This is a genomic window from Pseudovibrio sp. WM33 (assembly GCF_001623165.1).
Lineage (GTDB): Bacteria > Pseudomonadota > Alphaproteobacteria > Rhizobiales > Stappiaceae > Pseudovibrio.
The window spans coordinates 27741-50862 of sequence record NZ_LMCK01000027.1; the positions used below are offsets into that span (position 1 = coordinate 27741).

The 23122-nt window shown below is 51.5% G+C and carries 19 protein-coding genes; 12 read left to right on the forward strand and 7 right to left on the reverse strand.

The window, feature by feature from the left end; genetic code table 11:
• Positions 1–57 precede the first annotated feature (57 nt).
• On the forward strand, positions 58–2211 hold the full coding sequence (locus tag PsWM33_RS07075) for a 3-hydroxyacyl-CoA dehydrogenase NAD-binding domain-containing protein (RefSeq protein WP_063299695.1): 2154 nt from the start codon (positions 58–60) through the stop codon (positions 2209–2211).
• A 154-nt stretch (positions 2212–2365) separates the two neighbouring features.
• On the forward strand, positions 2366–2572 hold the full coding sequence (locus tag PsWM33_RS07080) for a hypothetical protein (protein ID WP_152986835.1): 207 nt from the start codon (positions 2366–2368) through the stop codon (positions 2570–2572).
• Here PsWM33_RS07080 and PsWM33_RS07085 read toward each other — a convergent pair.
• Positions 2569–2790: a winged helix-turn-helix transcriptional regulator gene (locus PsWM33_RS07085; protein WP_208994436.1), complete on the reverse strand. Its 222-nt coding sequence runs from the start codon at positions 2788–2790 to the stop codon at positions 2569–2571. The two genes, PsWM33_RS07080 and PsWM33_RS07085, sit on opposite strands and share 4 nt — an antisense overlap.
• 33 nt (positions 2791–2823) lie before the next feature.
• On the opposite strand from PsWM33_RS07085, the gene PsWM33_RS07090 reads away from it, so the two are divergent.
• Positions 2824–3681, forward strand: a complete 858-nt coding sequence (locus PsWM33_RS07090; protein WP_063299696.1) for an alpha/beta fold hydrolase — start codon at positions 2824–2826, stop codon at positions 3679–3681.
• A 71-nt stretch (positions 3682–3752) separates the two neighbouring features.
• Here PsWM33_RS07090 and PsWM33_RS07095 read toward each other — a convergent pair whose 3' ends face one another.
• The 3 genes from PsWM33_RS07095 to PsWM33_RS07105 all read right to left on the reverse strand — a co-directional run bounded on the left by PsWM33_RS07095 (position 3753) and on the right by PsWM33_RS07105 (position 8068).
• Complete coding sequence (locus PsWM33_RS07095) at positions 3753–4499, reverse strand: hypothetical protein (RefSeq protein WP_208994432.1); 747 nt, start codon at positions 4497–4499, stop codon at positions 3753–3755.
• Positions 4500–4975: 476 nt separating this feature from the next.
• Positions 4976–7153: an esterase-like activity of phytase family protein gene (locus PsWM33_RS07100; RefSeq protein WP_446737441.1), complete on the reverse strand. Its 2178-nt coding sequence runs from the start codon at positions 7151–7153 to the stop codon at positions 4976–4978.
• A 156-nt stretch (positions 7154–7309) separates the two neighbouring features.
• Positions 7310–8068 carry a helix-turn-helix transcriptional regulator gene (locus PsWM33_RS07105; protein ID WP_063299698.1) on the reverse strand — a complete coding sequence of 253 codons (759 nt, stop codon included), beginning with the start codon at positions 8066–8068 and terminating at the stop codon, positions 7310–7312.
• A gap of 72 nt (positions 8069–8140) precedes the next feature.
• Between PsWM33_RS07105 and PsWM33_RS07110 the strand changes: the two genes are divergently transcribed.
• From PsWM33_RS07110 to PsWM33_RS07120, 3 genes are all read left to right on the forward strand, one after another.
• Complete coding sequence (locus tag PsWM33_RS07110; protein ID WP_063299699.1) at positions 8141–8470, forward strand: hypothetical protein; 330 nt, start codon at positions 8141–8143, stop codon at positions 8468–8470.
• Positions 8463–9611: a DNA alkylation repair protein gene (locus tag PsWM33_RS07115; RefSeq protein WP_063299700.1), complete on the forward strand. Its 1149-nt coding sequence runs from the start codon at positions 8463–8465 to the stop codon at positions 9609–9611. The genes PsWM33_RS07110 and PsWM33_RS07115 overlap by 8 nt, the downstream gene beginning before the upstream one ends.
• Before the next feature lie 81 nt (positions 9612–9692).
• Positions 9693–10550: an ABC transporter six-transmembrane domain-containing protein gene (locus tag PsWM33_RS07120; RefSeq protein ID WP_063299701.1), complete on the forward strand. Its 858-nt coding sequence runs from the start codon at positions 9693–9695 to the stop codon at positions 10548–10550.
• Between the two features lie 53 nt (positions 10551–10603).
• Here the strand turns inward: PsWM33_RS07120 and PsWM33_RS07125 are convergent, their stop codons facing one another.
• Positions 10604–11371: a Crp/Fnr family transcriptional regulator gene (locus tag PsWM33_RS07125; RefSeq protein ID WP_208985920.1), complete on the reverse strand. Its 768-nt coding sequence runs from the start codon at positions 11369–11371 to the stop codon at positions 10604–10606.
• 273 nt (positions 11372–11644) lie between these two features.
• Between PsWM33_RS07125 and PsWM33_RS07130 the strand changes: the two genes are divergently transcribed.
• The 6 genes from PsWM33_RS07130 (at position 11645) to PsWM33_RS07155 (ending at position 20822) form a co-directional block, all read left to right on the forward strand.
• Positions 11645–12718, forward strand: a complete 1074-nt coding sequence (locus tag PsWM33_RS07130; protein ID WP_063299702.1) for a cytochrome-c peroxidase — start codon at positions 11645–11647, stop codon at positions 12716–12718.
• A gap of 12 nt (positions 12719–12730) precedes the next feature.
• Positions 12731–13873 (forward strand): cytochrome-c peroxidase, encoded by a 1143-nt coding sequence (locus PsWM33_RS07135; RefSeq protein ID WP_063299703.1) that lies wholly within the window; start codon positions 12731–12733, stop codon positions 13871–13873.
• Positions 13874–13885: 12 nt separating this feature from the next.
• Positions 13886–14482 (forward strand): arsenate reductase (azurin) small subunit, encoded by a 597-nt coding sequence (locus PsWM33_RS07140; RefSeq protein WP_193757822.1) that lies wholly within the window; start codon positions 13886–13888, stop codon positions 14480–14482.
• A 10-nt stretch (positions 14483–14492) separates the two neighbouring features.
• Complete coding sequence (locus tag PsWM33_RS07145; RefSeq protein WP_063299704.1) at positions 14493–17168, forward strand: arsenate reductase (azurin) large subunit; 2676 nt, start codon at positions 14493–14495, stop codon at positions 17166–17168.
• Positions 17169–17363: 195 nt separating this feature from the next.
• Positions 17364–19730 (forward strand): HEAT repeat domain-containing protein, encoded by a 2367-nt coding sequence (locus tag PsWM33_RS07150; protein ID WP_063299705.1) that lies wholly within the window; start codon positions 17364–17366, stop codon positions 19728–19730.
• Between the two features lie 126 nt (positions 19731–19856).
• On the forward strand, positions 19857–20822 hold the full coding sequence (locus PsWM33_RS07155; protein ID WP_063299706.1) for an aldo/keto reductase: 966 nt from the start codon (positions 19857–19859) through the stop codon (positions 20820–20822).
• Positions 20823–20828: 6 nt separating this feature from the next.
• Here the strand turns inward: PsWM33_RS07155 and PsWM33_RS07160 are convergent, their stop codons facing one another.
• Positions 20829–21824, reverse strand: coding sequence for a LacI family DNA-binding transcriptional regulator (locus tag PsWM33_RS07160; RefSeq protein ID WP_208994433.1), 996 nt, complete (start codon positions 21822–21824; stop codon positions 20829–20831).
• Between the two features lie 145 nt (positions 21825–21969).
• Positions 21970–22914: a 2-hydroxyacid dehydrogenase gene (locus PsWM33_RS07165; protein WP_063299708.1), complete on the reverse strand. Its 945-nt coding sequence runs from the start codon at positions 22912–22914 to the stop codon at positions 21970–21972.
• Positions 22915–23122 lie beyond the last annotated feature (208 nt).

Sequence of the window (23122 nt, forward strand, 5' to 3'; positions counted from 1 at the left end):
GTGGAATTGCGAGTGATAGTGCGGCGCGGGAGTGCGCTTTGCCTCAGGGAGTTTCGAGTGTCTTCTTCATTTAAGTCATCAGGTCAGGTTTCCTATGAATTGCGCGGTGATGTTGCGGTTATGACCGTGAGCAATGCGCCGGTGAATGCGTTGTCTCTGGCGATCCGGCAGGATCTGGTTAAGCGTATCACGCAGTTTGAAGAAGACGATGCAGCGAAGGCTGCGGTGATTGTTGGCGCTGGCAAGGTGTTCATTGCGGGAGCGGACATTCGTGAGTTTAAGCGCCCGGCCACTGAGCCGCATCTGCCTGATGTGATTGATGGCATTGAAGCCTGCTCGAAGCCTGTGATTGCGGCCATTCATGGTGTTGCACTGGGCGGCGGGCTTGAGGTTGCGCTGGGCTGTCATTTCCGCGTTGGGGTGAAGGGTGCCAAGGTTGGTTTGCCGGAAGTGCATCTGGGTATCATTCCGGGCGCTGGCGGCACGCAGCGCTTGCCGCGTTTGGCGGGCTATGAGGCAGCGCTGGATATGATCCCGAGTGGTGCGCAGCTTGGTGCTGATGCTGCCAAAGCAGCTGGCATTCTGGATGAGGTGAGCGAAGAGATTGATGCGGTTGCAGCAGGCCTCGCGTTTGCGCGGTCTGTGATTGATAACGGAACACTGCTGCGTCGTTGCTCTGAGCTGGTTGCGCCTGCTGTTGATCCGCAGGTGTTTGTTGATGCCAAGGCTGCGGTTGCCAAGCGGGCTCGTGGTCAGAAATCACCGGTGGTGTGTGTTGAGGCCATTGAGGTTGCCAGCCAGACCAGTTTTGCAGATGGTATGGCGAAAGAGCGTGAGATGTTTATGGAGCTGAAGAACTCTGCTCAACACCGCGCTTTGTCACATGCGTTCTTTGCAGATCGAGCCCTTGGTAAGCTTCCTGAAATTGAAGGCATTGCTCCACGCGAGTTGAAGTCTATCGGTGTGATCGGCGGTGGTACTATGGGCGCTGGCATTGCGACCGGTGCGCTGATGAACGGGCTTTCCGTTACCCTGATTGAGCGTGATGATGATGCTCTTGGCCGCGCGAAAGCGACGATTGCCAAGAATACTGGTGGTGCTGTTAAAAAGGGCAAGCTTTCAGCAGAGCAGGAACAGCGGATCTTTGCTGAAGCCCTGTCTTTGAGCACGGATTATGCCTCGCTCTCTGACGTGGATCTGGTTGTTGAGGCGGTGTTTGAAGACATCACTGTGAAGAAGCAGGTGTTCCAGAAGCTGGATGAAGTTTGTAAGGAGGGTGCTGTTCTGGCGACCAACACATCTTATCTGGATGTGAACGCCATTGCTGCAGTGACCAAGCGCCCGCAGGATGTGATTGGGCTGCATTTCTTCTCTCCAGCGCACATCATGAAGCTGCTGGAAGTGGTGGTTGCGGATGAGACGGCTCCAGATGTGATTGCGACTGGTTTCCAGCTTGGCAAGATCATGCGTAAGGTTGCTGTTCGCGCTGGCGTTTGTGATGGCTTCATCGGCAACCGCATTCTTGCGACTTATCGCGCAGCTGCTGATGCCGTTGTGGTGGACGGATCATCGCCGTTTGAGGTGGACGAGGTGATGCTGGAGTTCGGCTTCCCGATGGGGCCGTATGCGGTGGCTGATCTGGCTGGTCTGGATATCGGCTGGGCGACCCGCAAGCGGAAGGCGTCAACCCGCGATCCACGTGAACGCTATTTCACATTTGCAGACCGCATGTGTGAGCAAGGCTGGTTTGGGCAGAAAACCAGCAAGGGCTATTACGTTTATGAGGAAGGTGCGCGGAAAGGCACGCCAAACCCGGCTGTTCTTGAGATTTTGACAGAGGAACGCAAAGAAAAACATATCAACGCACAAAACCTTTCAAAAGAGCAGATCCTTGATCGGTACATGGCAGCCATGGTGAATGAGGCTGCAAAGGTGGTTGAGGAAGGCATTGCCTTGCGGCCGCTGGACGTGGATATGACGCTGATCTACGGCTATGGCTTCCCGCGTTGGCGTGGTGGCCCGATGCAGTATGCGGATGAGATTGGGCTTGAGGAAATCCTCAATAATATCAAGGTGTATGCGCAGGAAGATGCTTACTTCTGGCAGCCTGCGAAGCTGCTTGAGGAGCTGGTTGCCTCTGGCAAAACATTTGCTGACCTGAATGCTGAGCGGGGGAATAACCCGGCAGCGAAAAAGCACGAGAACGCTTGATTCTCTTCAGTTGCATCGCCATCTTCTAGTGGTGTACCCTTTGGGTAGCTCTAAAACAGCGCACATAGCAACGGTGCTGTTTTGGATGTTTATTTGCGTATCCTGAACCGAAAACCGGCGCCGGTTTTGGAAGATATGCCCGTTGGAGATGGTGATGCTGAATTTTCTGGAATATATAACCGGGCGGGTGATTGCGATTTTGTTCGCGATGGCTTTACTGGCATTTATCCTCCTCATTATCGGATTTGCCTCCGGCCTGATGCTGGCCGTTATTGCCATCACTATCCCCATTGTGATCCTGAAGATCCTGTTCGGCAAGAACAAGCCCAAGATCACCTATCACTATGAGCGCAAGGATTAAGAGATCGGGAAGTTTTTGACCTCGTTCTCGCCCCAGGTTTCCATTGCCTGAAGGACCGGCTGCAGGGATCTGCCCTTTTCTGAAAGGGAGTATTCCACATGCGGCGGTACAACTTCCATAACTTTACGGTCGACAATTCCATCCTCTTCCAGAGAACGGAGTTGTGCTGTCAATAAGCGTTGAGAAACACCGGGCAGTCTGCGTTTCAGCTCGTTGATTTAGCTTTTGAATTTTCATTAAGGAATACGCTTGTGAAGCTGCAAGAAGGAACAATAAATCTTCCCGGTGATCGCGCCCTTGCATGGAGTGAATGGGGTGATGCTGATGGGCGGCCTGTGATTTTGTGTCAAGGTGCAGGAATGGCCTTTGCCATTCCGTTTGGAGAGCAAACCGCAAAGGATCTGGGGCTGCGTGTTCTCTCAGTTGATCGTCCGGGATTGGGTAAGTCCGGGCTAGATCCTGAGAAAAGCTTTGAAAGCTGGGCAGAGGATATCAAAAAACTGCTTGATTTTGTGGAGGCTGATCAGGCGTTTGCGATTGGCTTTTCGCAGGGGGCGCCTTTTGCATTGGCACTGGCAGCTTCTAGTCTTGTTGATGGGGTTGCGATTGTGTCCGGTCAGGATGAGCTAGCTTCTCCCGGTATGTTTGCCAAGCTTCCTGAAGAGTTGAAAGGCATGGTTTCTTTGGCTTGCGATGCTCCGGACCGTCTTGAGGCTGACATTGCAGGCATGGCGACAGCAGACTGGCTGTGGCAGATGATTGAGGGGATGAGCGGGGAAGAGGACCGCGCGTTTTATGCCTCAGCATCGTTTGCTCCTCTTTATCGTGATGCGCTCGCCTCGGGCTTCGCTCAGGGAGCAGCCGGCTATGCCCGTGATACGCGGTTTGCGATGGGGCGCTGGTCATTCAACGTTGAGAACATCAAGCAGGACGTGCAGTTATGGTATGGCCTCAAGGATACGAGCCCGGTGCATTCGCCTGACTTTGGCAGCACCCTTGCCACGCGCCTGAGCTGTTCTGAGCTGCATCAGATTGCAGAGGAGGGGAGTGCGATCCTCTGGACACATGCTGACGCTATCCTGAGCAGGCTGGCAAAATGTAAAGGCTAAGCAATAAGCCCGGCCAAGAGTTCTGCTGGGCTTTATGCACTTAGGCTGATCGCTTCTGGAAAGCTGTAGGTTCAGACCGGAATAAATATCTGCCGCACATCAGAGCTTCTGGCCACTGGTGCATCGTCTGTGTGGAGTGTCTGGTATCTATGGGCATCTTCTGAGTAGGCTTTTCCCGCGCCGTGGTAACCGGCAACTTCCGGGCTTTCAAAGCCTGCACTCTTGAGTTCATTCGCTAAGGACTGCGCAAAAGGGAAAACTTTGGTCCCGTCGAGTTCTGGATCCTCTGGTGCATCTATGAAGCCAGGTTCGGAGGAAAGTTTCAGTTCTTCCGGATCAAATGACTCTGGCGCGGTTGCATCTGCGCTGTAGCAGCTTTCGACGCGTATATCGGTGAATGATTTATCCAGACCGCCTTTTGAGAGTTGCTCAGCCAGCCCTTTTGAGGAAACTGTTTCATAGCCTTCCTCACTGGCGCTTCGTTTGCTGGAGATTTCGTTAGAGCTGTTAGCGCCGTGGCCGAGTACGTAGATTTTGTTCTCACCGTTTTTCAGCGTGCCCAGAATGCCGGTTTTCTCATTGCTGATAATGTTTGCCTGCTGCAGAACATCTGCTTCAAAGGAATAGTTTTGTGCCAGCTTCAGCATGTCTGTGTAGGCATCTGATGATACAAAGTCCAGAAGCTCAAATCCCTCAAGGTTCAGCTCCGAGATGACTGCATTTGCCTTTTCGCGAATGTCACTGGCTTGTGCCTGGTTCTTTTCTACCAGCTGCAGCTTGAGCGTTTCCAGTTCGGTTTTAGCAGCATCATTTGCCACGATAATATGGCGTGGTTCCTTGCCAGCGGTGTTGCGGGCTTGATTGGTGCCTGCTGCGAAAACTAAGACATCCTCAGATGCGAAGGGTGCCTAGTAGAAGCCTGTTTTGTGTTCCGGTTCTGCCTTTAAGGCGGAATCATTCGAGCTCGAGGATTGTGTGCTTTTAGTATTAACTTGCGTGAGGCTTGCGTTGTTTTCAATTTGAACAGTTGTTTGTGTTGTATTTACATTAGATATGGGCATAAGGCCACCGTGTTTATTTAGAATCAATATTAACTGGGGGTTGTATTGTTGTGATTTTGTTTGGTTGATGGTTGTATTGTTTGATACAGCACGTATAGATTGTTTGTAGGTAGTAATATCTACTGGTTCTGAGTTGCTTCGTAGGGTCGTCGGCTTTGCGCTGTTGCCTTGAGACAGCACGAAGCCCGGCAGATTGCTCGACCGGGCTTTGTTGTCTCTTAAATCTCAATCGGCTAGTTCAGCTGAGTTGCATCACCCATGGAGAAGAAGAGGGTTTCGCCGTTTGCATCGTCCACGCCATCATTGTCGGTGGAGATGAGGATGCGACCATCTTTGGTGATTGCCAGACCTTCAACCTTGTCCGGTGTCCGGCCGTTGGTTGCGGACATGGCTGGGAGAAGATCGAGAGTAACCTTCTTGGTCAGCACTGGCAGCTCAACGCCATGCGGGGCAGGGGTGACACCTTCCAGAGAGATCAAAGTAACCTGCTTGATGGCTGCTTCCTTGCCGCCTTTGTTGTCGCGCTCTAGAACCGCGAATTTGCCGTGGCCCAGAGATGTGATTTCGGAAAGGCCGACCCAACCACCAGCTGCACTGCGCGGTGCGTCCAGCGGGTAGTGTACGAAACCCCAACTTTCATCAGCAGGATTGTAGATGCCGATCTTGGTCATGCCCTTTGGATCGTCGTTCCACTCACGCTGTACAGCAACTGCAACGAGGTTTTTGCCGTTCATCTCGAACTCGGTCACACCTTCCAGAGAGAAGCGTTTTGCTTGAGTGATGAGACTCTCTGGTAGTTTGATCTCTTTTTCGATGACACCATTTGCAGATGCCTGAAGCAGGAGGTGCTCCATTTCCTTCTTTGCGTTGCCTTCAGATGCCAACCAGAAACCGCCGTCTTTGCGCAGGGCGATGCCTTCGAGGTCGTACCTCTTGGCGGTGCCGCCGGTCAGATCCATATGGCCTGTGATTTCAACTGGCTGTTTGGAAACGTCCAGTGTGAAGATACGGGCGTTGTCGTAGAAGCTGTCGGAGACGGCATAGAGTTTGTTGGCGTCGGTTTTGTCTGCCACCATGCCAGAGATTGCGCCCCAGCCGATTGGTGCGTTGGTTTCCGGATCGATGTTGGAGATCAGCTGCGGGTATTCTGCATAGGTCGCGCCAAACTCATAGAGGCCGACATGGGCACGGACTTTGTCCTTTACGTTGTCCTTCTCGTTAGCAACAACGAAGAGGTTCCGGGAAGAGATTGCCAGCAGGCCTTCTGGGCCGATGTGCGTTGGCAGGAACTGGATGAACTCAGGTTCGGTGCCGGTGTCGCGGTACACTGCTACGAAGTTTCCGCGCTCGGAGTTTACGAAGATCAGGGTCTCGCCGCCGAACTTACCAACGGTTACGCCCTCTGGCTCAGTGCCCTTCTTGTGCGCACGCTTGGCCGGGTAATGCCCGTGCGACATGCCCAGATGTTCCATCTGGTTGCCACTGTCAAACTCGATGGCGCCGTCCTTGTTCCAGATGGTGAACCCACGAGACCCGCCTTTGTAATCCCCCTCATTTGCCGTCACAAAGCGATTATCATCAATCCAGGCCACAGCATCTGGTTCACGGGGAATATCTATCTTTGATCCAGACGCATCAGAGGCGCGAGCTTTCCTGACCGGCACGTTTTGTGCTGTCGCGGTACCAGCAGAGAAGTGATTGGTGATCTTGCCAGAAGCGAGGTCAACGATTGCGAGGTGGTTGTTTTCCTGAAGTGTAACAACGGCTTGGTTGTTGCCGTTGATGGAAACAAACTCTGGTTCCGGATCATCTCCGCCTTCAGCTGCAAGGCCTGTCATTTCCACGATACGCACGGCATCGCAGTTTTTCGGCATGCCGTTTTGGTCCAGATCGAAGATTGTGAGGAAACCTGCGGGCATCTGCGGCAAAGCGCCATCGTTCAGGTCTTCGTCACGCTCATTTTCAATGGCGATTGCGAGAAACTTGCCGTCTTTGGACACAGCAACGGAGTCTGGCTGGCCTTTGACATCGCACTTCGCAACAATCTGTTTTGTTGCTGTGTCGATGACAGTGACATAGCCAGACGGTTCGGTGTAGCTCTTAGAGGTATTGACGCCTGCGAACGTGTAATTGCCTGAAATTGCAACAGAAGTCGGCTCGCCACCTAGCGCTGTGCGGCCTGCTGGCTTTGGCTGTGCAGGATTGGTTGCATCAAGAAAGACGATTGCTTCCTGTGGTCCATCGGTGAACGCAAGGGTCTTGCCGTCTTCAGATGCAGCAATGATTTCAGCCACGGTTTCGGATTTGCGGTCTACGCCTTCCGCCAGAGTTTCATAAACTGGCATGGTCGCGATGCGTTTAAAGAACTTTGCTTCAGATGCATTTGCAGCAGAAAGGCCAGCTGCCCACATAGCAACGGAAATGCCGCCCAAGAGTGAAGTGCGAAGAACGCGCATGAAAAATCCCCTGTCAGAATAGTTTTGCGGTTAAGTGCTTTCTGGTTAGGGGCACCGCATGGCAGGCCTATGAATGTTTGTTGAAGCTTTGATGACTAGATGCGAAAGCCCTTAAGGCGTTGTTGGTTCTATGCCGTCGATGGCGTCTATGAAGGGTTGTTTGGGTTTTTGTGTGAAGCTTTTGTCGTGCATTTGGGCGGATTTTATGCGGTCTAAACGGAAGGTGCGGACGGCATCGCGAAGGTGGTCCCAGGCCATGATGTACCAAACAGGGTAGCTCAGGAAGAGGTAGTGCGGCTCGATGGTTCGGTGGGATAGCTTGCCGTTCTGATCGCTGTACGCGATGTCGATGTACTTGCTCATCAAGAAGGCTTCGTTGACCGGACTTATTGCTTCGCTGTCAAATTCCTCAAAAGATCCAAAGACATAAAGGGAGGCTGTTTCGCCAATCCAGATGCGGGACTTCAATGTATCGACGCGAGAGCGCAGCTCTGGAGAGAAGGAGGCTATCAACTTACGGCGGATCGGCTTCAGGCTGGCGAGCAGGAGAGGGGAGCGCATGTTTTCTGCGATGGCGAGGCTGATAAGGAGGTCTATCGCCTCTTTGTATTCCAACTTGAGCCGACCGATACCCCAGCGGGATTGAAGTCGGATGCCGCCTCCGCGACCTTTATCCGCCTCAATGGGCAAACCACGCTCGCGGAGCAGTTCCAGATCCCGGAACAGAGTTCTCTGAGAGATCCCGAGTTCATTTGCCAGATCATGCGTTGTCGGGCACTCATCAGATTTGAGCAGCGCTTCAATCTGCTCAAGCCTATCAAGGCGTTTTAGGGCTGTTGCTCTGGTTGCTCGGCTTCTTTCATTGCTCATAAAAGAAATATGACGTTAAATGACATATATGCCCATACAAGCAGGTCATCCGAATTTTTAAGGAAAATAATGATGACCAACCAAGTGATTGAGTTTGCGCCTTTTCATCTTGCTGAGGGCAAGAGTGAAAGTGATCTTGTTGCTGCTTCTGAGCGGTTTCAGACTGAGTTTTTGAATGAGCACAAAGGATTTGTGCGCCGTTCTTTGGTGAAGCATGAGGATGGTGCCTATGCTGATATTGTTGTTTGGGCAGACAGCAGTGCCAGTGAGAAAGCTTTTGCTGCTGCTGGCCAACATGAAGCCGGGCAGGCGTATTTTTCTTTGATTGATATGAGCCGTGAGCATCAGCCGCGCAAAGCTGGTGCAATGGAATTCTTTATTCTGGTGGGTACTTATGGCTGAGCCTTTTAAAGAGGTCTTCAATCAAGCATCAATTGAACGGATGGCCTCTGCTTTGGCAGAGGTTCATCCCTCATTTATTGCTTCTCGTTTCACAGTTGAAGCCATGGATGGATTGAGTGAGTTGGAGCTGAAAGAGCGCTCGCTCCATCTGGCGCGTTGCTTGCGTCGTTATCTTCCTGAGGATTATAGCGAAGCGCTGCGGGTTATGATGGCGACGCTCTCCGCTCCATTGGCTATGGAGGATGAGCCAGTCTGGGAGAATGATGGAAGCGGGCTTTCCGGCTTCGTCACAATGCCATTCTCCGATTATGTGTTGCTTTATGGCCTAGAGAAATTTGAGCTCTCTATGGCTGCTATGAAAGAGATGACGCGTCGCTTTTCAGCTGAGTTTGCTATTCGTCCGTTTATTGAACGCTATGAAGAGGAGGTGATGACGCTTCTTGCAGAGTGGGCTGAGGATGAATGTGCGCATGTGCGGCGGCTTGTTTCTGAAGGAACACGACCAAGGTTGCCATGGGGACAGCGATTAAAGGGCTTTATCGAGACCCCTGATAAGTGCCTGCCATTGTTAGAGAAGCTTAAAGATGATGAGACTGAGTATGTGCGCCGGTCTGTTGCCAATCATCTGAACGACATTTCCAAGGATCACCCTGATTTAACTGCTGAGGTTTGCGGGCGCTGGCTCGAGCAATCAACCGAGCGCAGATTGCGGCTGGTAAGGCATGCGTTGCGAAGCAATGTGAAGGCGGCTCATCTGCCGAGCCTCGCTGTGCTGGGGTATGATGCAGAGCATACGCGTGTGGTGCGCAGTGCCTTGGATACTGATCAGGTGGTCTATGGATCAGGGCTGACCTTTTCTGCGGAGATAAGCAATGCCTCTGAGAAGGCAGTTCCGTTTGTGCTCGACTTTGTCATCTACCATCGCAAAGCGAATGGGGCACTGGCCCCAAAGGTGTTCAAATGGCGGAGAGGCGAGTTGAGCGCTGGGCAGACGCTTCGTGCTTCAGGCAAACATAGCATTCGGCCAATCACAACACGTCGGTATTATGAGGGAGAACATCGGCTGGCAGTGTTGCTGAACGGAGTTGAGACGCCGATTGGCTCCTTTGAATTGGTTGGTGTTGAAGAGGTGGTTGCTTAACTGCCGAATGAGCAGGCCTTGACACAGTGTGATAATAGATTATCTAAAATGACAATTTATTATTTGTGTGTTGAGGGCATCATGCGTTTAGAAGGACATCTTGGACTTTCTACCCTTGTGAAGACATTTCCCTATCGGATTTGTCTTACATGGGCGGGTGTTCTTGCAGAGAATTTCTTGATGGCACTGATCCCGTTGCTCATCGGGTTTGCCATTGATGGCCTGCTTCAAGGGGCATTCGACCATGTCATTGTAATGGGTGGTGTTCTTGTTGGGCTGACGGTGATCGCGGTAGCGCGCCGGATTTACGATACCCGCGCCTATGGCACAATCCGACTCCACTTGGGGGCGGAGCTGGATCAGAGGCACCAGACTAAGCCGGTTTCGAAACGAGCGGCGCGGTTGAATATGAGCAGAGAGCTGGTGGACTATCTGGAGGAGGAAGTACCTGAAGTGCTTTCAGCTGTTATCCAGATTATTGTCGCTCTCGTGGTGCTTGCAGGGTTCCATTTGTGGCTGTCAACGTCGGCGTTTACTGTCGTCGTTCTGATGCTGCTTACTTACTCGGCATTTAACAGTCGGTTTTATTTACTCAATTCCGCCCTGAATGCAGAGACAGAGAACCAGGTGCATGTGCTTGAGAGAGGGAGTCGGCGTGGTGTCTGGAGACATCTGCGTGCGCTAAGAATGCATGAAGTTCGTCTTTCTGACACGGAAGCCATCGTTTATGGTGTGATTTTCCTGTTTCAGATTGCGTTTATTGTGTCCAATTTGATCCTGGCGGCTGGATTGCCTGACATGAGTACAGGCATGATATTTTCCATCGTGGCTTACTCATGGGAGTTCGTGGAGGCGGCCATTATGCTGCCCATGACGATGCAAAGCCTGACACGCCTGAATGAGATCACTGCGCGTATAAATAATGTAGAAGAAGAGTAAGTAGGGTGGGAAGAGCTGGCGTTGTGACCAGCTCTTAAAGTCGCGCGATCAGATCAGCGATGGTTTGACAGGCGCGGCCGTGCTCCATTGGCGATTTTACGCAGGCCTTTGAAGTCCAGAACGGCAATCTTGTGCTTGCCAATGAGCTTGACTGCGCCTTCCTTCTCCAAACTCTTCAGAACACGGCTTACGGTCTCAGCACGCAGGCCGAGATAGTCAGCAATGGATTGTCGGGAGATTGGCAGAGTGAACTCTTCCACAAAGCGTGGAATGCTCATGCGGTTGCGGAGCTCAAAGATAAAGGAAGCCATGCGCTCTGTTGGGGTTTTCTTGCCCAGATCAGAGGAATGGTCGAACTGCTGGTGCATGATATCAGTCGCGCGGCGCCAGTAGATGCGGCGCAGGTTGGAGTCCAGCAACAGCAATTCTTCGAAGACATTGCGTGGAACCAGCTTCACTGAAGTTGGCGCAAGAGCGACGACTTCACCAGATGCGTGACGGTCTGCACGGTTCATGTCCAGATACTCACCTGGGAAGCGAAGTGTGAGTAGGGAGCGGCGTCCATCACTTAAGTGGCTCTCAACAGCGATCACGCCATTGAGAACTGCGAATACAACAGGTTCCGGAAAGTCTTCTGGCGCCAGTTGATCACCCTCGTTCAGCTCGATGGTTCTGGCGGCACGTAATTCTGCTTTTTCGAAATGATGATGCATCGGACGACAAAGGCATTCCTCGCCCTTAAAACCGCAGGATTCCTGAACACATTCAAACGAAAGATGGTCAAGTGATGACGCTATCTTTGGAGGGGTTGTCCCCGACATGCGTTAAGCTCCCCGCTTATTACGTGATTTGGCGTAAAGTCCCCTGCAGTCAAGGACATTGATATAAATCAATATTCCAAGGATTACTTTTATTCAACATTTTGTTACCGGATGAGCGTGAAAAAATATCATTCTTTAGAACTCCTAAATCTGACTTCTGATTGCAATCAATGAAAGTACTTCACCTCCATGCAGAAATAATGCGTATTCGGGGATCGATGCTGCCTGACAACGAATCTTGTTAGTATCATCCCAGCCAAACTGGGGGTAACAATGCGCCTTCTCGTCAGTATGTCGATTGCTTTGATGACAAGCACTACGGCATTCGCAACAGATTTAGGGCCTGTTGCAAAGATAGAGCAGAAACCTGCTCTTGTAGAACTGGGAAAACGCTTATTTTATGATAGCCGTTTGTCTGGTGACACCAACCTTAGCTGTTCAACATGTCATGATCCAGCTAAGGGGTTCACAGACGGCGAAAAGCTTTCTACTGCATATACAGGTACAGAAGGTTTCCGTAATACGCCAACACTGGCGAATGTCGGACACCGGGCAGCCTGGATGCATGATGGCCGTTTAGGTACAAACCTGAACGATGTCTCTCGTGGTATGATCACAGAGACCTACATCATGAACATGGATATGCGCATCATGCAGGAACGCATGAAGCAAGATCCTGTTTACGTTGAAATGTTTAAAGCTGCGGGTAAGGGCGAACCATCTAACGGTGGTGCTCGTGGTGCTTTAGAAGCATTCCTTAAATCCATTACATCTCAAGGTTCCGCGTTTGACCGTGGTGAGCTGACCGTGGCTGAGAGACGCGGTTATGAACTCTTCATGGGCAAAGCAGGATGTTCTTCCTGTCACTCCGGCAACCGCTTCACAGATGATCAGCCACACAATATCGGTGTTCCTAACAACCCTGATATCTGGTCTGATCCTCTGCGTCACATCACCTATGTGACCTACGCGAAGTTCATGGGCGTTAACAACTACATGAACCTGCGTGAAGATCAGGGTGCATTCATCCGGGATCATAAAGAAGAGAACAAGCGTTCCTTCCTGACCCCAACTCTTCGTGAGCTGACTTATACCGCGCCTTACATGCACAACGGCATGCTGGCGACACTTGAAGACGTTGTAGATTTCTACAACCAGGGTGGCGGTGATGATGTCAACAAAGACTCACGTCTGAAGCCTCTCAATCTGAAGAACAGCGAAAAGGCTAATCTGGTCGCGTTCCTGAAGACTTTGTCTGGCGACAGCTTCGATACTCCTGAATATGTTTGGACAGCCGACGACTACTCTTACGAGTTGATCGAAGACTGGAAAAACAAGAAGAACTAGGGGGCTGCTAAAATGACAACATTCAAAAAAACCATTAGTGTGATTGCACTTGCTGGTGTTTCCATTGTTGCAGTTGCAGCTGGTGTTCAAGCGGCTGAAAAACGCCCGGCAGAACTGGCTCCTTTGGGTGAGCCTCCTTCTCCACCAGATAACCCAATGACACCTGAAAAGGTTGAGCTGGGCAAGCTCCTGTTCTTCGATCCACGTCTGTCCGGTAACGGTGCGATGCCATGTTCGGCATGTCACTTGCCAGAGCTTGGCTGGGATTTCCCTGGCAAGATCTCTCTTGGCTATCCGGGTACAGTTCACTGGCGTAACTCACCAACAATCGTGAATACTGCGTATTACGGTAACCTGTTCTGGACTGGTGTTTCCAAATCTTTGGAAGCAGAAGCCCGTACAGCTGCTCGTGGTGGTGTTGCCGGTAACGGTGAAGACGACATGATGGAAGCGCGCCTTGCGTTTATTCCTGAGTATCGTGAGCGCTTCAACGATGTGTTCGGTACCGAATACCCTCTGATGCGTGACGCTTATATGGCGATTGCTGCATTTGAGCGGTCAATCGTTCAGCGTGATACTCCGTTTGATCTGTACATGCTCGGCGATGATGATGCTCTGAGTGATAAGCAGAAGCGCGGTATGGAACTGTTCACCGGTAAGGCTGGTTGTTCTACCTGTCATGATGGTGCTCTGATCTCCAACCAGAAGTACTACAACCTCGGCGTTCCAGCTTATGACGGTTGGGAAGACGATGAACTTGCGCAAATCACCTTCCGCTTCGAGCTTTTTGCAAAAGGCTCCACGGAAGAGAAATACCGCAAGTGGAAGGACGATCCGGGCCTTTACTTCGTGACCAAGCAGAATGCTGATCTCGGCAAGTTCCGTGTGCCTTCTCTGCGTTACACCAAGTACACCGCTCCTTACATGCACAACGGCATGCTGGAAACTCTGGAAGACGTCGTAGAATTCTACAACCAGGGTGGTGGCACTAACGACTGGGCTGCAACGAAAACCGACTTGATTAAGCCTCTCGGTCTGACCGACAAAGAGAAAGCTGATCTGGTGGCCTTCGTAGAAAGCTTCACTGGCGAGCGTCTTCTCATGGAAACACCTGATCTTCCTGAGTATGAACCGCTTCCGGCTGTAACGAATTAAGAGGAGATGGAGATGACACATCAACCTAAGTCCGTCTCTCCTGAGATGATTGAGGTCGTGAACGGCCCTGAGGAAATTGCAAAAACTGGCAAGCGTTGTGTGATGACACGCCGTCAGTTCCTGCTGACTTCCGGTATTTCTACCTTCACCGTTATGGTGGCTCTCAAGTCTGGTCCTTCCTCTGCGAAGGTGCCTGCGATGGTCTCCACTTATGAGCGCAAGTTCATTTGTAAGCTTTCTGAGCTGAAAGAAGACGAACCGCTCGACTTTAACTATCCGGACGAAGGCGCTTATTGCGAGTCCATGATTGTTAAGTTGGGCAAGGAAGCTGGTGGCGGTATTGGCTCTGACAAGGACATTGTAGCGTTCAACTACACCTGTACTCACCAGGGTGGTCCGCTGCAGGGTACCTATCAGAAAGGTGATAAGGCTCTGGGTCCATGCCCACTGCATTTGACCACCTTTGACCTAACCCGTCACGGTATCTTCATCTCCGGCCAGGCTTACCAGAGCTTGCCTCAGGTTCTTCTCGAGCTGGACGGCGACGATGTTTACGCTGTTGGTATGTTCGGGCTGATCTATGGCCGCTACGACAATCTCAAAGGGTGAGGAGTAAATCATGTCAACTCCCTACTACATTCCTGGAACAAACATTCCGCTGCCTCCGGTAGATGCTGATGTTCTTTCCACTGCTTGTGATTATTGCATCGTAGCGTGTGGTTATAAGATCTATCGCTGGCCTGTTAAGGCCGGAAAAGTAGGTGGTGAAAAAGCCGCTGAAAACGCCTTTGGCGTCGATTTCCCGGTTGATCCGCTAGGCCCATGGGTTGCTCCGAACCAGTACAACGTTGTGCTGCACAAGGGCGAACCTCACCATGTGATCATCATTCCGGATAAAGATACCAAGCATGTAAACATCAATGGTAACTCTTCCATCCGTGGTGGTGCGCTGGCGAAGAAGGTTTACAACCCTCAGACCCCAACTCGTGATCGTCTGAAGTCTCCTATGATCCGCATGTTCGGCACTTTGATGCCGGTCACCTGGGATCTGGCGTTGGAAATTGCAGCGGAAGTTGGTAAGCACACTATCAAGAAGCACGGCGAGAACGCTTTCTGCGTGAAAACATTCTCCTACGGCTACATGGAAAACACCTACGCGATTTCCAAGTATGCTCTTCGCTCTGTTAGCACTGCGAACTTCACATTCCACGACACTCCATCTGATGTGACGTCCACTCCGGGCTTCCGTGATGCTGGTTTCGACAACTTTGGTCCTTCTTATCAGGACTGGAAAGATGCCGAGACTTTGATGATCTGCGGTACCGATCCATACGAGTCCAAGACCATTCTGTTCACTGACTGGATTATGCCAGCCATCCAGAACGGTCAAAAGACAATCTTCATGATTCCGCGCCGTACTGCTGGTGTGGCTTATGCGGAGAAGAATGGTGGTCTGTGGCTAGACATCCAGCCGGGTACTGACCTTCTCGTTGTGAACGCGATTGCTCGTGTGATCATCGAAAATGGTTGGCAGGACGCTGAATGGATCCGCGATTGGGTCAACAACAAGTGGGAGAGCTCCTCAGGCTTCGGTCAGGGTACTCGTAACACTCCATGGCAGTGGCGTACGACCTGGGGCAAATTCCAGACCAAAGGTTACGACGACTTTGTTAAGTGGCTGATGGCTCAGGATGAGTTTGAGCCAACCGCAGCTGCTGAAACTGCTCAGATCGATGTAGAGAAAATCTACAAGGCTGCTGAGTGGATGGCTAAACCTCGTGATGATGGCTCCCGTCCTAAGACGTCCATTATGATCGAAAAGGGCTTCTACTGGTCCAACAACACCGGTAACACCAATGCGATTTCGTCTCTTGGTATTATCACGGGTTGTGGCGGTCGTCCGGGGCAGGTCATTGGCCGTGCTGGTGGTCACCAGCGTGGTGGCTTGAAGGGTGGGTCTTACCCACGCAACAAGTCTCCTGAGAAGCTGCCAGGCCGTCGTCGTCGCGCAATGGATACCGACCGGTATCTGATGAGTGGTCACACCCGCTTTGCTCACGTGATTGGTAACACCTGGATTCAGTCCATGTGTGGTTCCCAGTCTCTTGCTGCAAAGTTTGAAGAGCTGACCGTTCAGAACCCAAATCAGGTGCGTTCTTACGACAAGCAAACCATCATCGACACTCTGAAAAAGCGTGTAGATAGCGGTGGTATGGTTGTGGTGAACCAGGACATCTACCTCGTAGATCCAATTGGTGCACGTTTCGCAGATATCGTCTTCCCAGCTGCTGGTTGGGGCGAAGATACATTCACCCGTGCAAACGGTGAGCGTCGTCTGCGTCTGTATCCAAAATTCTACGATGCACCGGGTGAAGCGAAACCTGACTGGTGGATTGTTGCGAACCTCGCGAAGAAAATGGGCTTCAAAGGGTACGATTGGAAAGACTCCAACGAGGTACTTGAAGAAGCAGCCCGCTTCTCCCGTGGCAGCCGTAAAGACTTCTTTATGCTGAAGGTTGCTGCTCAGAAGGAAGGCAAAACTCTTCACGAGAAGTTTGCTGAGTTCGGTACTGACGGTATTCAGGGCCCAGTTGTTATGCTCGAAGACGGAACCCTTCAGGGTACCCAGCGCTTGCATGACACAACCCGTGAACTGTCAGCGACTGGTCCAACCGGTTCCAACCGCTACAACAAGAAGCTTACTCACTTCAACTCTCAAACTGGTAAGTGCAACATCCAGAAGAGCCCATGGAGCCTGTTCTCCGATTACTGGGCATGGATGAAGCCTAAGGATGATGAGCTTTGGGTGACTTCCGGTCGTATCAACGAGCGTTGGCAGTCTGGTTATGATGACCGCCGTCGTCCTTACATCGTGCAGCGCTGGCCTGAAAACTGGGTTGAAATCCACCCAGATGATGCGAAAGAGCGCGGTATCGAGAATGGTGACTATGTGATGCTCTTCTCTGACCGTATTCCGGTTCAGACAGACACCACAGTGGGCATCGAAGGCGATGACTTCACCTTTACCAAACTGATGGATGAAGGCCATATCGAGCTGACTGAAGGCGCTATTACTGCGGTAGCAATTGTTACCCCGGCGCTGAAGAAGGGCATGCTTTACATGGACTTCCTGCACACTGCACAGCCAGCAAATGCTCTGTCTGGCCGCGTGGTGGACTGGATCAGCGGTAACTACAACTACAAGATGGGTGTTGGTCGCATCAAAAAGATCGGCACAAGCCCATACAAGGATAGTTTCCGGTCTATGTCTTTCGCACGTCGCGATATTGCATAGGAAATCAGGAGCTGGCGGGGCTACCCCGCCAGTTCTTTTCCGCTTGTGCAAAGGGGCTTGCGAGCTTGAGCCGTTTTGCAGAAGTGGGCCTTAAATCAGCTTGTTTTCAACCTGCTTTAAGTTTTTGTTTTGCGTATTCTTGCCCGAAAACCGGAGTCCACTACTCGGGAATACGCTTGAGGAGAAAAGCCAATCATGACGGTTTCCATCAGGCATTTAGATCAGGATTTTGCAGTGGAGCAGAGTGAAGCTACTGAAAAGCTCGTAAAAATCCTGTGTGAGTTGCTTGCAAACGGCGAAGAGCGCGAAAAGTGTTTGTCCGCTCAAATTCTTGGGAAATTTGGCACTTCGACTGCTCAGGCAGCACTTGCAGAAGCTCTGCGGGATGAAGATGAAGACGTTCGCAGTGATGCGGTTGAAGCTCTTATCAGTGCAGGCAAGGGCCTGGATGCTGATGTTCTGCTGTGGAGTTTGCAGAACGATCCAGTGCTGGAAGTGAAGCTTTCTGCCATTGACGGACTTGCAATTGTTGGCGGGACAGTTGCGGAAGACTGGCTGACGAAGCTGGCTAAAGACCGTTGCGAAGATGATGTTGCATGGGACGGTTACGGCGCTGAATGGGATGACTGGCTGGATGTGCAGCGAAAATCCATTCTGGCGCTTGGTACGTTGAAATGTGAAGCATCTGCTGCGGCTTTGTTGGAAGCTGCACGCGATCCATTTGGTCAGGAAGTCTGGCCGGAAGTGACCATGGCGCTTTCTGAAATGGGGGTTGCTGGACTGCTTGAACTGGCATCCCTGGCGACGGACGCGTCTGCGCGTGTGCGTGAACATACGGCTCGGGCGCTTTCCTCAGCGAAGGATGAGCGGGTTGGTGAGATCCTACGCGTTTTGTTCGCAGATGCTGATCCCGATGTGCGTGTTGCTGCAGCTGAAGTGCTGATGGCCCGTGGTGAGGAAGCTGACCTGGCTGTGTTGTTGGCTGATAGTGAACCGCAAATGCGTCGCTTGGCGCTGAAGGCATCTGGCAAACTTTCCTATTCAAAGCTTGAAACGGTTGCTTTTGAAGACGAGGAAGAAACCCTGCGTATTATGGCGCTTGGGCGGATGGCTTCTTCTGATATCACCAAACCGGATGCGCTGATTGAGCGGATTGAACGCTCTTTGCGCAGTGCGAGTGATGCGTTTGTTGCTGCGCTGGTGCCTGTGCTTGCGAAAGTTGAGACTGAAGCTGCGACAGCTTTGTTGAGCGAGATTGCTGTCCACCGTCAAGAAGAGGCGGTGTTGAAGGCGTTTATTGTGCTTCACGGTGAGAAGCCGAGTGTTGATGGTTTAGCCGTTTTGCAGGAGCAGGTGACAAGTGCAGAACAGGAAATCCGTCTTGCTGCTTTGAACTCTCTGGCCAAGCTGGCTGAAGGTGAGGGCGATATTGCGGACAATGCTGCTGTACAACTGGTTTGGGCAGTTTCTGGCAAGCTGATGCCAGAAGCGCATGATCAGGATATTCTCGATAGCGCAAAAGAGAAGGATCCGTCCGATCTCGGTAGCAATGGCAAGGGTGACGGCAAGCAGCCGCGCATTCAGATCGACCGCGAAGGCAATGTGATTGAGCCTCAGGCGCCGAATGAAGTTGTGGCTGAGGAAGATGTTGTAGCCGAAGAGCCTTCTGCTGAAGAGCTGGTTGCCAAGGTCACTGCTGGTGTTGATCCAGTTGTTGCTGAAGACGTGCCAGAGGGCGCTATTGAGAATGTTGAAGATCTGCCTGACAATGTTGTTGCCTTCCCGGGTTCAACACTTGGTGCGATCCTGAACACTGAGGACGAGATTGAGAAGTTGGCTGAAGAGCCCGTCGATCTTGGCAAGAAGGACATGCACTTCCTTGAGTTGGCAAATGAGCTGATTGAGAAGAAGCGCGTTGTACCGGGGCGTCCGGATGATCCTGCTTTGGACATCCGTCTGCTGGCTCTGCGCATTTGTGGTGATGCTAAGCGTCCAGAACTGATTGATGCGCTGGTGTCTGCTTTGTCTGATCGTCAGATGCAGGTTCGGTTTGCTGCAAGTCAGAGCCTCGTTCATCTGGTTGAAAACGGGCTTGAGCTTTCTGAGGACGCGATCGAGCGTATCCTTGCTTTGCCGCCAGAGAATGATGTTGCTGTGCGTGCAATGCGTGTTGAGCTGCTTGGCACCTCCTCAAATCCAGAAGCTGAGAAGGTTGTGACGGCAGCGCTGAAGGACAAGACCGACGCTGTCTCTGCCTCCGCACTAAAGGTTTTGGCCGGAAAACCTGATGCTAACATTGATGTGCGTAGCTATCTTAAGAGCCCGCGCCGTCGCTTGCGTGTGACTGCTCTGGAGCTTGTGAGTGCAAACTCAGATGTTAGTAATCTGGACGAGATCTTTGAGGCTGCGCAGATGGAAAATGGCGTTCTCATTCCCGGAGCAGCAACGTGTTTGCGTTGTTATGCTCAGGAGAATGTTCTTGGCGCTATGGAGCAATGGCTGGATGGGGATCTTTCCCGCAAGTTGGCAGCTCTTGAAGTGCTGAGCAAATACGTGGCTTGAGGTTTCGGCTCTCAAATGAAGCGAAACCAAATCTCGTGATGTGCATCGGTATTTATCTGGTGCTGAATACGTTGTAAGGAAACCTGCTGGCGTTTGCTGGCAGGTTTTCTTTTTTGAGGGGGCATCATGCGATCCAAGACACTTTCTACCGGTTACAAGATGCCAATGCTGGGCCTTGGTACGGTGAACTTTGGAGAGGGTAAGACTTATCCTGCACTTCGTGCGGCATTGAAGGCTGGGTATCGTCACATCGATTGTGCGATGATGTACGACAATGAAGCTGAGATTGGGCAGGCGATTGCTGATGCCATGAAGGAAGAGGGCATCAAGCGCAGCGAACTCTTCATCACCTCCAAGCTATGGAACAGCTTTCATAAGCCTGAAGATGTGAGAGGCGCGCTGGAAAAGACGCTTGCGGATCTTCAGATGGAGTATCTCGATCTTTACCTCATGCACTGGCCTGTGGCGCTGAAGACGGGCGTGAAGAAGCCTACCAGCTCAGCAGATTATTACTCGCTTGAGGACGTGCCGCTGATGGATACATGGCGGGCGTTGGAAGAGTGCTTTGATGATGGTTTGGCGAACACAATCGGTGTTTCAAACTTCAGCACGCATAAGCTGGAAGACCTGATCATGGAAGCACGGGTTGTTCCGGCTGTTAATCAGGTGGAGTTGCATCCTTTCCTACAGCAGAATGATCTTCGCTCTTACTGCCTGCACAACAATATTGCGCTGACCGCTTATTCTCCGCTTGGGCGTGGTGTTCCTGCGGATCTGACGGACGCGCAGAAGCAGGATGTTGTTCTCGCCCACCCAGTGATTGAAGAGGTTGCCGGGAAGCATGGCGCGACGACATCTCAGGTGGTGCTGAAATGGGCGATCCAGAACGGCGTTATCGTTGTACCAAAGTCAGGCAACCCTGAGCGTTTGGCGCAGAACCTTGCGGCGTTGGAGTGCGATCTTGATGAGCACGACATGTCCCGCATCGCGCATATTGATAAGAACCATCGCTTTATTCCAGGCGATGAGTACTTCTTGTCCGGCAGCCCGTACACCTGGGAAACCCTTTGGGACGAGCCGCGTCCTGAATAAGGACTCTTAAATCCTGAAGCTGGAAGAGCCGCGTACCAACAAATGCGGCTCTACCCGTTCTGTGGTGGTTGGGGTTGGTTCTCCGTCAAGGCGTTTGATGAGCAAGTTGGCAACGTCTTTGCCGATGGTGCGCGGGTAGCTTTCTACTGAGGTGAGTGCAGGTGTCCACGCTTCGCCCTCTGGCAGGTTGTCGAAGCCGACGACGGCCAAGTCTTCGCCTATGTTCCTGCCTGCTTTCTTGAGTTCTGCAGCCGCGCCCACTGAGACAAGGTCATTGTGGCAGAGCAGGGCAGTGAACTCAGTCTTGTTTGAGAGGAGCTGCTGCGCTTTTATGCGTCCACATTCGCGGTCAAAGCCGCATACTTCTACATGGATGTCAGATTCAGGAATGCCTGCTGCTTTTAAGGCGTCATGGAAGCCGCGTTTGCGTTCTCGGCCCGGCATGGTTTCCTGTAGGCCTGCAATCATCGCGAATTTACGGTGGCCTTGCTCAAGCAGATGTTTTGTGGCCAGTTGAGCAGCCTGATAGTTGTTGGACCCAATGTAGTCCATCGCCAGACCTTCAATTTCCCGGCAGAAGGTGACAACGGGAATTCTGCGTGTGTTGGCGATCTCGAAGTCACTTCTTTTCGTGCCTGCGCTTGGGCTGATTGCAATGCCTGCAACGCCATGGCCGATGACTTCCTCAAGCATAGTTTGCTGGCGCTTGGTGTCTTCGCCAACATTTGCGATGACCGGCAGATAGCCGTGTTCTGAGAGAGCTGCTTCTAACGACGTGCAGAACTCAGCGTAAAAGGGAATTGAAATATCTGGTACGAGAACACCGACAAGGCGGGAACGGCCAGACCGGAGTTTGGCGGCGTTGTAATCTCTTACAAAGCCCAGCTCTTGCATAGCTTTCTTTACGCGAGCTTTGGTTTCTTCCGTCATGCGACCTGTGTCATTTATGGTATTCGACACAGTCGCAACTGACACGCCCGCCGCTTTCGCAATATCGGACACAGTAACTCTGGATTTTTTTAAAGGCATGAATTTGCTTTATTTATAAAGTAAGTGGAACTCACAGGTAACAATAACACCTGTAGCGAGTGTGTGTGAGCTATATTTTTGTTTTTTCTATGTAAATATTTTTGTGTCTACATCAAAATTAGAAAATTAGCCGGTTAAATACTTCTCCATTTTTCCTGTAAGATGAAATATTTTCAATTACTTGACGCCCCATCTCTACTCTGGTTTCGCGTGTAGCACTTGCGAGGTGAGGGGTCAGAGTTGTGTATGGTGAGTTGATCAGCTCATTGGGAACGTTGGGTTCATCCAGAAATACGTCCAATGCTGCTGCGCCCAGTTTTCTACTCTCAAGTGCAGTGATCAAATGTTGAGTGTTTACTAATGAACCACGGGCAATGTTTATCAGCAGGCCGTTTGGTCCAAGGGCTTCTAATATATTAATATCTATAATATTTTTTGTGTCAGGACTGCCAGATGCGGCAATAACAAGCACGTCGGATTCACTTGCCAACTCCAGTGGAGAGGATCGGCACTGCCTGTCTTGTTTTGGGTCTGCGCTGCGGTCACAGTACAAAACCTGCATACCAAATGTGCCGCCCAATATTTCGGCGGTTTTTCTGCCAATGCGGCCGTATCCAAAAATGCCGAGTGTCTTGCCTCGCAGGCTGTAGCCTATGCCCAATTTGCCGTTGAGCCAGTCGCCGTTGCGGATAAAGCGATCTCCTTCCGCAATTCGACGTGAGGATGCCAGAGCAAGAGCCACGACGTGGTCAGCCACGGCTTCGGTCAAGGCGTCAGGTGTGGTTGTGATGATAATGTTGCGATCGCGGGCCTGTTTCAGATCAATTTTATCGTAACCTGCGCCATACACCACGATGAGTTCAAGACTTGGCAGTTCTGCCATTAGCTCACCGGAGAGGCCGACATCGCCTTTGGTTGCGACGATGCGGATATTCGGCAAGGTTTGAGCTCTCAGCTCTTCGTTTTGTTGAAGGTCCCAATAGCGAGCAAGCGAGGTGCATTTTTCCAGCTCCTCGTTGATTTCATTGGGTGCATAAGGGCTTAGTTGAAGAACATCGATCATAGAACAATCATCTGAAGATTACTTGAGCATCAAAGTCAAGAATGCATCAAGTTGCAGACGTTCGCCAGTAGGGAGTACTGACTGCCCCACAGATGCCTGCATTGCAACGTGTTAGAAACTCGCTGATCTCATGTGAATGTGAAAATCAGATAGAGAACGCCTACAAGAACACTTGTTACAGCGACGGTGCCACAGAAGTCAGTTGCCG